This window comes from Streptomyces sp. NPDC051578, from assembly GCF_044454045.1.
GTDB lineage: Bacteria > Actinomycetota > Actinomycetes > Streptomycetales > Streptomycetaceae > Streptomyces.
Genome location: NZ_JBITDH010000001.1, coordinates 1,871,124 through 1,885,180, shown reverse-complemented (window position 1 = coordinate 1,885,180; position 14,057 = coordinate 1,871,124). Strand labels below are relative to the sequence as shown.

Below are 14,057 nucleotides of genomic sequence, written 5' to 3'. Positions count from 1 at the left end.
AAACGGGGTCCGGGCCCGTTCCTCCCGGGGCCGGTCGCCCCGCACGCCCTCGCCCGGGGCCGGTCGTCCCCGCGACGCCGGTCAGCGCAGGCGGCGCAGCACGCGGTGGGCCGCCCGGCGCAGCCGCGGGCTGCGCGACAGGAAGGCCGGCCGCGCCGGCACACCACCCGGCAGCCCCAGCACCGTCAGACGGCGGCACGTGAAGTACCGCCGGGTCCGCGGGGTCAGGGAGCCCGAGAGGTACGCCCGCGCGTCCTCGCGCCGCGCCGCGAGGACGCGCGGCTGCATCGTGAAGCCGACCGCCGCGACGAGGGCGGCCACGTCCGCCACGGCCGGGGACTCGGCCCCCGACAGCTCCGGCAGCAGCGCGTCCACCAGCGTCAGCGGGATCCGGTTGCTGTTCTGGTACGGCTCCAGGCGGGCCAGCACGGCCTGCGTCCCCGTCCGTGCGACCGGGATCCCGTACAGCGTCGCCGCCGTGAGCAGCGCCGTCGAGAAGCACCCCACCACCAGCGCCGGCCGCAGCCGCTCGTACAGCGTCTCCGCCAGTACCGGCTCCCCGATCACCGTCAGCCGCGCGCCCAGCCGCCGCGCCTCCTCCTGCGCCCGCAGCCAGTACCGCGCCGGGGCGCTCGGATGCGGCTTGAAGACCAGGTCCCGGTGGCCCCGCGCGTGCGCCCCGCGCACCATCTCCACGTGCAGGTCCTCCTCCTCGGCCGCCGACATCAGCTCCAGCGCCGACAGGTACTGCCCGAGCAGCAGCGCCGGGGCCTCGCCGACGGCCGGCACCGGCTGTGCGTACGGGGCGAGTTCGGCCATCACCTTCAAGAAGTGGGCGGTGGGCACCAGTTCCCCGGGGACCCCGAACTCCGTCAGCAGCAGCGGCTCCAGCCCGGGCACCAGGTCCAGGTGCAGCACCCGCCGCACCCGCCTTCCGATCTGCGGGTCGAGCCGGAAGCGCGTGGGCCCGTAGCTCATCAGCCCGTCGGCGTAGACGTCGACGGCGGCGCCGGGGAACAGCCGGCACAGGCTCTGCGCGGGAGGGACCTGCAGTGACTCCACGACGAGTTCGACCCGGTCCTCCCCGAGCCCCCACAGCGCGCGCAACTGCCGCTCCCAGATCGGGACGTCCTCCTCGCGCGGGGCCCAGACGCCCGGGTGCTGCGGCGCGATGACGGCGTTCCAGTCCGTCACCTCGTCGAAGCGGGCGCGCAGCGCGGCGAAGCCGGGCAGGGCGGCGAGCCCCGGGGTGACCTCGGCGGTGGGGGAGTGGTTGCTGGTCAGCAGGATGCGGCGGGCGGCCGGCGGGAAGCGCTCCGCGTCGAGGGCCGCAGCGAGGGTGGCCGTCCCGTAGGGGGTGGAGGCGAGGAAGACCTGGGTGACGCTCACGCGGCGGCCCCCGGTGCTGCGGCGCGGCGCCGCAGCCGCCGCAGCAGGGCCGAGCGGTCGGCGTCCATCGAGTCCAGTGCCTGCTCCAGCAGCGCGCCGGGCATGCGCGTCAGCGCGGCGGCGCTCAGCGAGCGGAGTTTTCGGGCCACGGCCGGTTCGAACCTCTCGATGGATCCGATCTGATGGGCGATGATCGCGCAATACGTTCGGACGGCTTTCGGGAGAAGCAGGGATGATTCCCGGTCCTTGGCCGTTTCCGACAAGACTTGATCGAATGCGCGAATGAAATCGAGCTGACGCTCGTCCCCGATCCGGGTCAGCGAGGTGGGAATGCCGCGCCGGTAGAAGATTCCGGCTTCCCCGACCGCGGCGAAGGATTTCGCCTCCCGGTGCAGCCGCCAGATCCACGGCCGGTCCTCCGCCGTCCGCAGCCCGTCGGTGAAATGCAGCAATCCACCGTCCAGCAACCGCCGGTGGTACATTCCCGCCCAGGCGTACGGATAGTCGACCGCCGTCGCCCGCGAGGCGGGCAGGATCGCCGAGCGCGGGTCGGCCACGACGCCCTGCGGCCCGAACGGCACCCGCTGCACGCTGCGCGCCCGGCCCGTGACCTGCACGTGGTCGGTCCGCACGAAGTCGCAGCCGAACGCCTCGACCGCGGCCAGCGTGCGGGCCAGATGACCCGGCGCGAGCCAGTCGTCCCCGTCCAGGAAGGCGATGTACTCCCCGCGCGCCGCGTCCAGACCGGTGTTGCGCGCCGTGGCGAGCCCCCCGTTCCCCTCCCGCGCGAGGAGTACGGCGCCGGGCAGCCGGTCCGCCGCCCGCTCCAGCAGGGCGGCCGTCCCGTCCGTCGAACAGTCGTCCACGAGCAGGAACTCGAAATCCTCCCGGGCGTTCAGTTCGAGACTCCGCAGGACGTCCGGCGCGTATGTCTGCACGTTGTAGAACGGCACGACGACAGAGAGCTTGGGCACCCGCGTGAGGTTAGGGCGCCGCCCGGCATTCACCGTGGCCCGTACGAGGACTGTGTGTGAACGACGCGGGGCGGTCGTGTTAACCCGTGCGCTTTCGCATGGCTTCGACGGGTTGTTAACCAGCTGTTGTGCGGTCGTTGGGCCGGTCAGCGGAAATGCGGAATAGCTTCTGCCGGGTGCCAGCCACCAGCAATCGTGGCGATCTCCGCATCGCCGTTCTCGCCGATTCCGATACGCGATGGAAATGGGGCGCGCTCACCGCCCGGCGCCTCGCGCCCGACCACCGGCCCACCGGATTCCTGCTGCGCGGCCGAGCCACGCCGACCGCACGCCAGCTCGGCGAGGTCGGCATCGGGACGGGCCCGGCCGGGCCGGCCGAGGTGACCTGCGCGCAGTTCCTGGCCGAGATCGGGCGGGCACGCGGCGCCGAGCGCTACGACGTGATCGTCCTGGCCCTCGTCGGCGGCGCCGTCCAGGCCGTGCTGCACGGCGTGCGCGCCCTGTGGCCCGAGCCGGCGACCCGCCCCGTCCTCGTCACCGGGTACGTCGGCGTGGTCTACGAGAAGCTCACCGACGGGCTGCTGCTGCGGCACGGAGCCGACCTGGTCCTCGCGAACTCCCCCTACGACGCGGCCCGCTTCCGCGCCGTGTACGACGGGGTGGGCGCCGCGTCGGACTCCGTCACCGAGACCGCGCTGCCCTTCCTGGAAGGCGCCCCGCACGAACCGGGCGCGGGCGCACGCACCGTCGTCTTCGCCGTGCAGCCCTCCGTACCCGAGAGCCGCGCCGACCGTACGTACCTGCTCGCGCGGGCCGCCGCCCACGCCCGGCTCCACCCCGGCCGCGAGGTACTGGTCAAGCTGCGCAGCCGGCCCGGGGAACACACCACGCACCTGGAGGAGCACCCGTACCAGCGGCTGGCGGAGCGGCTGCCCGGCGGGCTGCCACCCAACTGCCGGCTGGTGTACGGGAACATGGGCGCGGTACTGGACGGCGCCGACCTGCTGGTCACGGTCTCGTCCACCGCCGCCCTGGAGGCCATGGCCCGGGGCGTCCCGACCGCCGTCCTGACCGACCTCGGCATCCGCGAGGCGCTCGGCAACCACCACTTCCTCGGCTCCGGTTGCCTCGCCTCCTGGGACCGGCTGGACGAGGGCTTCCTGCCCGAGGCCGACCCGGCCTGGCTCGCCCGGCAGGGCGTGACCCCGGCCGGGGAGCCCTTCGCCGCCGCCCGGACCCGCCTCGCGGAGCTGCTCGCGCGGGATCAACTCCCGCCCGTCGCCCCGTACTACACCCTGGCCACCGCGCCCGGATACCTGCCCGGGATCCTCGCCCGCCACCACCTCGCCCCCGACGGGACTCCGCAGCCCGGCGCCATGCGGCGCGGCTCCGGGGAGTCCCGGGCCGGCCGCTGGCTCCGGGGCCGGCTGCGCGAGGCCGCGCGGGGGGCGTACCGGCACGGGGTCCAGCGGGTGGCCCCGGTGATCCGCCGCCTGGGGGAGCTGTGAGCCGCCGCCCGGGGTCCGGGCCGCGGCCCGGGCGGGGGTCCGAACCGCGGCCCGCCGCCCCCGCCGTCCCCCGGGTGCTCGCCGTGATCCCGGCCCGGGGCGGGTCCAAGGGGGTGCCCGGCAAGAACCTCGCCGAGGTCGGGGGGATCCCGCTCGTGGCCCGCGCCGTGCGGGCCTGCCGGGCGGCGCCAGCCGTCACCGACGTGGTCGTCTCCACCGACTCCGAGGCCATCGCCGCCGCCGCCCGGGCCGCCGGGGCGGTCGCCCTGCGCCGGCCCGCCGCCATCGCGGGCGACACCGCGAGCAGCGAAGCCGCCCTGCTCCACGCGCTGGACTCCTTCGAGGAGCTGCGCTCCGTCACCGTCGACGTGGTCCTCCTGGTCCAGTGCACCAGCCCCTTCCTGACCCCGTCGGACGTCGAATCCGTTGCCGCGGCCGTCGCTTCCGGCGCCGCCGACTCCGCCCTGACCGTGGCCCCGTTCCACGGCTTCCTCTGGCGGACGGGGCCCGACGGCGCCGGAGCCGGTGTCAACCACGAGGCCGCGTACCGGCCCCGCCGCCAGGACCGCCCCGAGGACCTGCTGGAGACCGGCGCCGCCTACGCCATGGCCGCCGACGGCTTCCGCGCCGCCCGGCACCGCTTCTTCGGGCGGACCCGTCCCGTCGTCACCGACCCGGCCCGCGTCCTGGAGATCGACGACCCCCACGACCTGGCCCGCGCCCGCCTCCTCGCCCCCCTGCTCGACACCCCCTCGCCCGACACCCCCCTCAGGCTCCCGCCCCCGGTACGAAGGACGTCACCCACCATGAGCCCCACCACCCGTCTGCGCGGTTTCGGCGAGCGCCTCGCCGGCCCCGGTCAGCCCGTCTACGTCGTCGGCGAGATCGGCATCAACCACAACGGCGACCTCGGCAACGCCTTCGCCCTGATCGACGCCGCCGCAGACGCCGGCTGCGACGCCGTGAAGTTCCAAAAGCGCACCCCGGAGATCTGCACCCCCCGCGACCAGTGGCACATAGAGCGCGACACGCCCTGGGGCCGGATGACCTACATCGACTACCGCCACCGCGTCGAGTTCGACGAGGACGCCTACCGCGCCATCGACGCGCACTGTGCCGAGCGCGGCATCGCCTGGTTCGCCTCCCCCTGGGACACCGAGGCGCTCGCCTTCCTGGAGAAGTTCGACCTCCCCGCGCACAAGGTGGCCTCCGCCTGCCTCACCGACGACGAGCTGCTGCGCTCCCTGCGCGCCACCGGCCGGACCGTCGTGCTGTCCACCGGCATGTCCACCCCGAAGCAGATCCGGCACGCCGTCGAGGTGCTCGGCAGCGACAGCATCCTCCTCTGCCACGCCACTTCGACGTACCCCGCCAAGGCGGAGGAGCTCAACCTGCGGGTGATCAACACCCTGCGGGAGGAGTACCCCAACGTCCCGATCGGCTACTCGGGCCACGAGACGGGCCTGCAGACCACGCTGGCCGCCGTCGCCCTCGGCGCCGCGTTCGTCGAGCGGCACATCACCCTCGACCGCGCGATGTGGGGCTCCGACCAGGCCGCCTCCGTGGAGCCCGGCGGCCTCGCCCGCCTGGTGCGCGACATCCGCACCATCGAGACCGCCCTCGGGGACGGCGTCAAGCGCGTCTACGACTCCGAGCTGGCCCCGATGAAGAAGCTCCGCCGCTTCCGCGGCCAGGTGCCCGCCGCCGTCTGATCCCGCCCGCCTCTGAGGAGGAGTACGTGGTGACCCCCTCCCCCGCACCCGCTTCGACCCTGGCCTTCGCAGAGAGCCCGGTCCAGCTGCTCAACGTCCTGGAATGGGCCCACGCCGAGAACAGCCCCGGCGGGGTCCCGCTCCTCGGCGCCGTGCCCCGTCAGCCCACCGCCGCCTCCCGCGGCGCGGCCGGCCGGGCGCACAGCCCGCTGATCACCGTCCTGCCTCCCACCGACCCCATGTCGCGCGGCCAGCTGCGCCGCGTCGCCGCCATGGCCCGCGACGAGGGGTTCGCCGTCCGCTGGCAGGAGGCGCGCGGCGGCGCGGGCGCCCCGCTGCGGGCGCTGGCGGCGCTCGCCGGCGAAGTGCGCCGGGCCGAGCGGATCGTGGTCGGCGACCCCTTCTCCCGCTTCGTCCAGCTCCTGCTCGCCCCGGCGGCCCGCACCGCCGAACTGGTCGTCGTCGACGACGGCACCGCCACCATGGAGTTCGTCGCGCAGCTCGGCCGCGGCGAACGGCTGCGCCGCTGGCACCGCACCGGCGGCGGCGCCGCGTCCCGGGTGCGGGAGCTCGCGTACGCCCCGGTGTCCGGGACGGCGCGGCGCCGCCTCACCCCGGGCGGGCGCCGCCGGGTACGGGTGTTCACCTCGATGCCGGTCACCGCGCTGCCCGGGATGGAGCTGAAGGTCAACGACTTCGCCTGGACCCGCTCCCGCTTCGGCCCGCCCCGGCTGACCAGGAGCACCGACCTGGTCGGCACCTCCCTCGTGGAGACCGGCGTGGTGGACCCGGCCCGCTACCTCGACGCCGTGTGCGCGCTGACCCGGGACCACGGCGCGACGCGGTACTTCGCGCACCGGCGGGAGTCACCGGAGAAGCTGCGGACGCTGAGCGAGGCGGCCGGGCTGGAGATCGTACGGCCGGACCTGCCCCTGGAGCTGATCGCCCGGCGGGGGCCGGTGGGCCGGACCATCGTCAGCTTCCCGTCCACGGTCGTCCACACCCTGCCGTACGCCCTGGCCGGTACGGGCGTCACCGTCGCCGTGTGCGACGTCGAGCCGGCCTGGCTCACGGCGGCCGCATCCCCCCGGGCCCGCGGCTTCCTCGCCGGGGTCACCGACACCGCCCGCGATGTGCGCAGACTCCCCGCCCAGGCGGCTCCCGCGGCCGGATGAGCGCGCGAGTTTACCCTCCGGCGCATCCGGTCATGCGTCCGGAGGTCGGGTTTCTATCCCCTAACGGCATGAACTTTTGGTGATCTCCGGCCAGTTGACCCATCCGTGCGCCTACCCTTCAACGGGTGAACCAGTTGATGTCCCGCGAGTCCCAGACCGCCCTGCCCGGCACGCCCGACCGGCCCGAGCTGCCCGGCACGCTTCCGGACCACCTGCGTGCCGAACTGATCGCCTTCCGCCGGGACCTGCACATGCATCCCGAGCTCGGGCACCAGGAGTTCCGCACCACGGCGGCGATCAAGGCCCGGCTGGAGAAAGCCGGCCTGCGCCCACGGGTGCTGAGCACGGGCACCGGCCTGATCTGTGACGTCGGCACCTGGGACGGCGTACAGCCCGTGCTGGCCCTGCGCGCGGACATCGACGCCCTGCCCATCCCGGACACCAAGACCCACGTCCCCTACCGCTCGACCTTCCCCGACCGGGCGCACGCCTGCGGTCACGACGTCCACACCGTGACCGTGCTCGGCGCCGGCCTGGTGCTGGCCGAGCTCGACCGCCAGGGTCTGCTGCCGCGCCCGGTCCGGCTACTGTTCCAGCCCGCCGAGGAGGTCCTGCCCGGCGGTGCGAGCGACGCCATCGAGGACGGGGTGCTGGACGGCGTCGGCCAGATCATCGCCGTGCACTGCGACCCCCGCGTCGACGCCGGGAAGATCGGGCTGCGCCCCGGCCCCATCACCTCGGCCTGCGACCGGCTGGAGGTCACCCTGGCGGGCCCCGGCGGCCACACCGCCCGCCCCCACCTGACCACCGACCTGGTCACGGCGGCCGCCCGCGTCGCGGTCGACGTGCCGGCCGTGCTGGCCCGGCGGATGGACGCCCGCTCGGGCATGTCGGTCACCTGGGGCCGGATCGAGGCGGGGCACGCCTGCAACGTGATCCCGATGCACGCGGAGCTGTCCGGAACCGTGCGGTGCCTGGACCTGAACGCCTGGCACGGGGCCCCCGACCAGATCCACGCGGCGATCGACGAGGTCGCGTCCCTGCACGGGGCGAAGTCCGAGATCACCTACGTGCGGGGCGTGCCGCCGGTGGTCAACGACCCGGTGGTCACCGAGCTGCTGCGGGAGGCGATGGCGGCACGGCGCGGTCCGGAGGCGATCGAGGACACCGAGCAGAGCCTGGGCGGAGAGGACTTCTCCTGGTACCTGGAGCACGTGCCGGGCGCCATGGCCCGGCTCGGGGTGCACAAGCCCGGTGATCCGGCCAAGCGTGACCTGCACCGCGGCGACTTCGACGTGGACGAGTCGGCGATCACGGTGGGCGTGGAGTTCTTCACGGCCGCCGCCCTGCTCGACGGGCGGCGCGCCAGGCCTTCCCGGTAAAAGCCGGGGCAAAATCTGTACAACATCTGAGCGGCACCCGGCGCACCTGTCCAGCCCTTGATACGCAAGGGCTGGACGGTTGACCAGTTACCGATCGGTCACTGTCCGGTTCGCGACGATCCGATAACGACTCATGAACGGGCTCTTAACTGACATCTACGCGCGTTACGATCGCCGCGAAACCAGCGCCGGTCGTGGCGCTTCGGTCAGGTTTTGAAGGAGCCTCCCCTTGCGCCGGATCACCAGGATCGCCACCGTGGGCCTCGCGTCCGCGGCGCTGGCCCTCTCGGCCACCGCCTGTGGCGGAAAGAAGTCGTCGGACGCCGGTTCGTCCTCCTCCTCCGGGACGAAGGAGGCCAGCGCCGCCATCGCGTACGACGTCGGCGGCCGCGGCGACCAGTCGTTCAACGACGCCGCGTACGCCGGTCTTGAGAAGGCGAAGAGCGAACTCAAGATCAAGACCGCCGAGGCGGAGCCCACCGAGGGCGAGTCCGAGGCCGACAAGGTCCAGCGCCTGACCGAGCTCGCGCGCAAGGGCAACAACCCGGTCATCGGCGTCGGCTTCTCCTACGCGCCGGCCATCAAGAAGGTCGCGGCGAAGTTCCCGGACACCACGTTCGGCATCATCGATGACACCTCGCAGACCGGCAAGAACATCGCGAACCTGGTCTTCAACGAGGAGCAGGGCTCCTACCTGGCCGGCGTCGCCGCCGCCAAGACGTCGAAGACCGGCACGGTCGGCTTCATCGGCGGTGTCGAGGTCCCGCTGATCAAGAAGTTCCAGGCGGGCTTCGAGCAGGGCGTCAAGGACACCAACCCGAACGCCAAGGTGCTGTCCGCCTACCTGACCCAGCCGCCGGACTTCTCGGGCTTCGCCAAGCCCGACCTCGGCAAGGCCGCCGCCAAGGGCCAGCTCGACGGCGGCGCCGACGTGGTCTACGCCGCCGCCGGCCTCGCGGGCTCGGGTGCCATCGAGGCCGCCGCCACCGCCGGCAAGTGGGCCATCGGTGTCGACTCCGACCAGTACAACCAGCCCGGTCTCGCCAAGTACAAGGACCACATCCTGACCTCGGTCACCAAGGACGTCTCCCTCTCGGTGTACGACCTGATCAAGTCCGTGCAGGACGGCAAGCCGGAGTCCGGCGAGGTCCGCTACGGTCTCGACAAGAACGGCGTCGCCCTGGCCGACTCCAACCCGCAGTACAAGGCGATGGCCGACGTCACCGCCGCGGTGGAGAAGGCCAAGGCCGACATCATCGCCAAGAAGATCACCGTCAAGACCGCCCCGTAAGGGACGGCCTGACAGCCGATCGGTTTTCCGGGGTCCGGGTAGCGGCTCTGCCGTCACCCGGGCCCCGACCCGCGTCAAGTGGCCACCTGGTCACGACTTTTCACTTCCGACAGTGCTACGCGCGTAGAGGAACCGTGGACGCGGTACCTTCTCTCCCCGCCCTGTCCCCCTGCCTTCCGCTCCTTCGCGCCAAGGAGAGTGCGTCATCAACGCGTCCAGCCCCCCCGCCGTAGAACTGCACGGCATCACCAAGCGTTTCCCTGGCGTCGTCGCCAACAAGGACATCGCCATCACCGTCCGCAAGGGCACGGTCCACGCCCTCATCGGTGAGAACGGTGCCGGCAAGTCGACCCTGATGAAGATCCTCTACGGCATGCAGAAGCCGGACGAGGGCACCATCGCCGTCGACGGGGAGCAGGTCTCCTTCGCCAACCCGGGCGACGCCATCGCCCGCGGCATCGGCATGGTGCACCAGCACTTCATGCTCGCCGACAACCTCACCGTCCTGGAGAACGTCGTCCTCGGCGGCGAGAAGCTGTACGGGATCGGCGGCAGGGCCCGCAAGAAGATCATGGAGATCTCCGACGCGTACGGCCTCGGGGTCCGCCCCGACGCCCTCGTCGAGGAGCTCGGCGTCGCCGACCGCCAGCGCGTGGAGATCCTCAAGGTCCTCTACCGCGGCGCCCGCACCCTGATCCTCGACGAGCCGACCGCCGTGCTCGTGCCGCAGGAAGTGGACGCGCTCTTCGACAACCTGCGCGAGCTCAAGGCCGAGGGCCTGACCGTCATCTTCATCTCGCACAAGCTGGGTGAAGTGCTCAAGGTCGCCGACGACATCACCGTCATCCGCCGCGGCACCACGGTCGGCACCGCCGACCCCCGCACCGCCACCACCAAGCAGCTCGCCGAGCTGATGGTCGGCAGCGAGCTGCCCTCGCCGGAGACCCGCGAGTCCACGGTGACCGACACCCCGATGCTCCAGGTCCGGGACCTGCGCCTGGCCGCCACCGATCCGGACGGGATCGTCCGCGAGGTGCTCGCCGGCATCGACTTCACCATCCACAAGGGCGAGGTCCTCGGCATCGCCGGTGTGGAGGGCAACGGCCAGACGGAGCTCATCGACGCCCTCATGGGCATGAGCATCCCCGACGGCGGCGTCATCACCCTCGACGGCCGGGACATCTCCACCGCCCCGACGCGGGCCCGCCGCGAGGGCGGCATCGGCTACATCCCCGAGGACCGCCACCGGCACGGGCTGCTGCTGGAGGCCCCGCTGTGGGAGAACCGCATCCTCGGTCACGTCACCGAGGCGCCGAACTCCAAGCGCGGCGTCCTCGACCCGAAGGCCGCCCGCAAGGACACCGAGCGCATCGTGCGCGAGTACGACGTCCGCACCCCGGGCATCGACGTCACCGCGGCCTCGCTGTCCGGCGGCAACCAGCAGAAGCTGATCGTCGGCCGCGAGATGAGCCACAACCCGAAGTTCCTGATCGCCGCCCACCCCACCCGTGGTGTGGACGTCGGTGCGCAGGCGCAGATCTGGGACGCCATCCGCGAGGCCCGGCGCGAGGGCCTGGCCGTGCTGCTCATCTCCGCCGACCTCGACGAGCTGATCGGCCTGTCCGACACCCTGCGCGTCATCTACCGCGGCCGCCTGGTCGCGGACGCCGATCCGGCGACCATCACGCCCGAGGAGCTGGGCACCGCCATGACGGGTGCCGCCACCGGGCACCTGGAAGCGAACAACGACCACGTTGAAGGCTCCGCCGCTGCCGACGGTGACACGACGGAGGACGAGGCCCGATGAAGAAACTCGACAAGGACCGGCTGCTGCTCTCGGTCGCCGGACCGGTGCTCGCGCTGGTCAGCGCCCTGGTGCTGACCGTGATCGTGCTGGCCGCTTCGGGCGTCGACCCGATCGACCCGCTGCGCATCATGATCGAACAGGCCGGTTACGAGGACATCCAGGTCCTGATCATCAACCAGGCCGGCATCTACTACCTGGCAGCCCTGGCCGTCGCCATCGGCTTCCGGATGAACCTCTTCAACATCGGCGTCGACGGCCAGTACCGCCTCGCGGCGATGATGTCCGCGGTGGTCGGCACGGCGGTCTCGCTGCCCGGTCCGCTGCACGTCCTGCTGATCGTGGTCGTGGCCATGCTCACGGGTGCCTTCTGGGCCGGCATCGCGGGCGCCCTCAAGGCGCGCCGCGGCGTGAGCGAGGTCGTCTCCACGATCATGCTCAACGCCATCGCGACCTCGCTGATCGCCTGGCTGATCCTGCCGAAGAACTTCGGCGTCCAGCCGGCCGGTTCCAACGACCTCACCACCGGTGACATCCCGGAGTCCGGCTGGTTCCCGTCGCTCTCCCTGCCCGGCGGCGACATCTACGGCTTCACGTTCGTCGCCTTCGCCCTCGGCATCGTCTACTGGTTCGTGCTGAACCGGACCCGCTTCGGCTTCGACCTGCGCGCCACCGGCGCCAGCGAGACCGCGGCCCAGGCCTCCGGCGTGGACGCCAAGAAGATGATCATGACGTCGATGCTCATCTCGGGCGGGGTCGCCGGCCTGACGGGCATGCCGCTGCTGCTCGGCGAGTCGCACACCTACAACCTGTCCTTCCCGCTGGGCATCGGCTTCACCGGCATCACCATCGCCCTGCTCGGCCGGAACAACCCCCTCGGCATCTTCTTCTCGGCACTCCTGATCGCCTTCATCGACAAGGCCTCCGCCGGTCTCGACCAGAACGGCTACGCCAAGGAGATCGGCACGATCCTGCAGGGCCTGATCGTGATCGCCGTCGTCGTCAGCTACGAGCTCGTCCGCCGCTACGGCATCCGCCGCCAGCAGCAGAAGGTCGGCGAAGAGCTGGCCGCCGGCCACGCCCTCAAGACCGACAACAAGGAGGTCGCGGCGTGAGCACCAGCACCGTTTCCGCGACGAGCGCCGCGCCCAAGAAGGGCGGCGGCCGCCGCAAGCTCACCCTGCCCTGGATCCTGCTGATGATCGCGGGCGGCATCGCCCTGATCTCCCTGGTCAGGGTCATTTCCGGAGCCGACGACCTGACCTCCGTCGGTCAGGTCTCCGGCGCCCTCCAGCTCGCCGTGCCGATCGCCCTCGCGGGCCTCGGCGGCCTGTGGGCCGAGCGGGCGGGCGTCGTCAACATCGGCCTCGAAGGCATGATGATCCTGGGCACCTGGTTCGGCGCCTGGGCCGGCTACCAGTGGGGTCCGTGGACCGGTGTCCTCATGGGCGTCGTCGGCGGCGCCATCGGCGGCCTGCTGCACGCGATCATCACCGTGACGTTCAACGTCAACCACATCGTCTCCGGTGTGGCCGTCAACATCCTGGCGGTCGGCTTCACCCAGTACCTGTCGAACTTCACCTTCGACACCGTCCCGGGCGGCTCCTCCAAGCAGTCCCCGCGCATCGAGCCGATCACCGAGATCACCATCCCGGGGCTCTCGCACTGGCTGTCCACGCTCCAGGGCAAGCACTGGTTCCTGCTCTCGGACGTCGCCGGAGTCCTCGGCGGGCTGGTCACCAACCTCTCGCTGCTGACCGTGCTCGCGGTCCTGCTGGTCCCGGCCACGTGGTGGGTCCTGTGGCGGACCGCCTTCGGCCTGCGCCTGCGCTCCTGCGGTGAGAACCCGATCGCCGCCGAGTCCCTCGGCGTCAACGTCTACAAGTACAAGTACATCGCCGTGGTCGTCTCCGGTGCGATGGCCGGTCTCGGCGGCGCGTTCCTCGCGATCGTCTCCACCGGCATCTATCAGGAGGGCCAGACCGGCGGCCGCGGCTACATCGGTCTCGCCGCGATGATCTTCGGCAACTGGATGCCGGGCGGCACGGCCCTCGGCTCGGGCCTCTTCGGCTTCACCTACAGCCTCCGGCTGCGCGGCGGCTCCGAGAACGTCCACGCCATGCTCCTGCTGCTGGCGATCCTGCTCGTGCTCGTCGTCGCCTGGCAGCTGTACAAGAAGAAGTACGTGCAGGCCGGCATCGCCACCGCCTGCGCCGCCGGCCTCTTCCTCTGGTACGTGCTCACCGACTCCGTCCCGAGCCAGTTCGTGGACGCCGCCCCGTACGTCACGACGCTGCTCGTGCTCGCCCTGTCGGCGCAGCGGCTGCGGATGCCGAAGGCGGACGGCCTGCCGTACCGCAAGGGCCAGGGCAAGTGAGCCCGCACGGGCCCGTGGACTGGGAGGCCCTGCGGGCGGCCGCGCGGGAGGCGATGACGCGGGCGTACGCCCCGTACTCGGGCTTCCCGGTCGGCGTGGCCGCACTGGTCGACGACGGCCGCACGGTCGTGGGCTGCAACGTGGAGAACGCCAGCTACGGGCTGGGCCTGTGCGCCGAATGCGGGCTGGTGTCCGCCCTCCAGGCCACCGGCGGCGGCAGGCTCACGCACTTCACGTGCGTGGACGGCAAGGGCGAGATCCTCGTCCCCTGCGGCCGCTGTCGGCAGCTGCTCTTCGAGTTCGGCGGCCCCGAACTCCAGGTGGAGACGCCGCAAGGCGTCCTGCCGCTCTCGGCGATGCTCCCGCAGGCCTTCGGGCCCGACCACCTGAGATAGCCGCAGCGACGGTCCTCCGCTCCTCCCGGGCGGAGGGCCGTCGTCTTTCT

11 protein-coding genes and 1 pseudogene are annotated in these 14,057 nt (G+C 72.1%); 10 read left to right on the top strand and 2 right to left on the bottom strand.

All coding sequences use genetic code 11. The features are described from left to right. Positions 1 to 81 precede the first annotated feature (81 nt). Positions 82 to 1,389: a polysialyltransferase family glycosyltransferase gene (locus ACIA6C_RS08470; protein ID WP_399273786.1), complete on the bottom strand. Its 1,308-nt coding sequence runs from the start codon at positions 1,387 to 1,389 to the stop codon at positions 82 to 84. Beyond that, complete coding sequence (locus tag ACIA6C_RS08465; protein ID WP_399273784.1) at positions 1,386 to 2,363, bottom strand: glycosyltransferase family 2 protein; 978 nt, start codon at positions 2,361 to 2,363, stop codon at positions 1,386 to 1,388. The genes ACIA6C_RS08470 and ACIA6C_RS08465 overlap by 4 nt, the downstream gene beginning before the upstream one ends. A 176-nt stretch (positions 2,364 to 2,539) precedes the next feature. On the opposite strand from ACIA6C_RS08465, the gene ACIA6C_RS08460 reads away from it, so the two are divergent. The 10 genes and pseudogenes from ACIA6C_RS08460 (at position 2,540) to ACIA6C_RS08415 (ending at position 14,007) form a co-directional block, all read left to right on the top strand. After that, complete coding sequence (locus ACIA6C_RS08460) at positions 2,540 to 3,871, top strand: DUF6716 putative glycosyltransferase (RefSeq protein ID WP_399273782.1); 1,332 nt, start codon at positions 2,540 to 2,542, stop codon at positions 3,869 to 3,871. Further along, positions 3,868 to 4,311, top strand: a pseudogene (locus ACIA6C_RS08455) (cytidylyltransferase domain-containing protein); the annotation flags it as partial. The gene ACIA6C_RS08460 and the pseudogene ACIA6C_RS08455, both read left to right, overlap by 4 nt. A 366-nt stretch (positions 4,312 to 4,677) precedes the next feature. Beyond that, positions 4,678 to 5,583 (top strand): N-acetylneuraminate synthase family protein, encoded by a 906-nt coding sequence (locus tag ACIA6C_RS08450; RefSeq protein ID WP_399274536.1) that lies wholly within the window; start codon positions 4,678 to 4,680, stop codon positions 5,581 to 5,583. Between the two features lie 29 nt (positions 5,584 to 5,612). Then, positions 5,613 to 6,758 (top strand): hypothetical protein, encoded by a 1,146-nt coding sequence (locus ACIA6C_RS08445; RefSeq protein ID WP_399274535.1) that lies wholly within the window; start codon positions 5,613 to 5,615, stop codon positions 6,756 to 6,758. 137 nt (positions 6,759 to 6,895) lie between these two features. After that, a complete protein-coding gene (locus ACIA6C_RS08440) occupies positions 6,896 to 8,140 on the top strand; it encodes an amidohydrolase (protein WP_366082488.1) in 1,245 nt (414 codons plus the stop codon). A 229-nt stretch (positions 8,141 to 8,369) separates the two neighbouring features. Then, on the top strand, positions 8,370 to 9,431 hold the full coding sequence (locus ACIA6C_RS08435; protein WP_366082482.1) for a BMP family ABC transporter substrate-binding protein: 1,062 nt from the start codon (positions 8,370 to 8,372) through the stop codon (positions 9,429 to 9,431). Between the two features lie 235 nt (positions 9,432 to 9,666). Further along, on the top strand, positions 9,667 to 11,238 hold the full coding sequence (locus ACIA6C_RS08430; RefSeq protein ID WP_399274533.1) for an ABC transporter ATP-binding protein: 1,572 nt from the start codon (positions 9,667 to 9,669) through the stop codon (positions 11,236 to 11,238). Further along, positions 11,235 to 12,350 carry an ABC transporter permease gene (locus tag ACIA6C_RS08425; protein WP_366082483.1) on the top strand — a complete coding sequence of 372 codons (1,116 nt, stop codon included), beginning with the start codon at positions 11,235 to 11,237 and terminating at the stop codon, positions 12,348 to 12,350. Before ACIA6C_RS08430 ends, ACIA6C_RS08425 begins: the two co-directional genes overlap by 4 nt. After that, positions 12,347 to 13,612, top strand: a complete 1,266-nt coding sequence (locus ACIA6C_RS08420; RefSeq protein ID WP_399273779.1) for an ABC transporter permease — start codon at positions 12,347 to 12,349, stop codon at positions 13,610 to 13,612. The genes ACIA6C_RS08425 and ACIA6C_RS08420 overlap by 4 nt, the downstream gene beginning before the upstream one ends. Then, a complete protein-coding gene (locus ACIA6C_RS08415) occupies positions 13,609 to 14,007 on the top strand; it encodes a cytidine deaminase (RefSeq protein ID WP_366082485.1) in 399 nt (132 codons plus the stop codon). Before ACIA6C_RS08420 ends, ACIA6C_RS08415 begins: the two co-directional genes overlap by 4 nt. Positions 14,008 to 14,057: the final 50 nt, after the last annotated feature.

Coding starts and splice junctions, on each gene's coding strand:
- ACIA6C_RS08425 (WP_366082483.1), top strand. CDS start 11,235: ATGAAGAAACTCGACAAGGACCGGCTGCTGCTCTCGGTCGCCGGACCG.
- ACIA6C_RS08450 (WP_399274536.1), top strand. CDS start 4,678: ATGAGCCCCACCACCCGTCTGCGCGGTTTCGGCGAGCGCCTCGCCGGC.
- ACIA6C_RS08440 (WP_366082488.1), top strand. CDS start 6,896: ATGTCCCGCGAGTCCCAGACCGCCCTGCCCGGCACGCCCGACCGGCCC.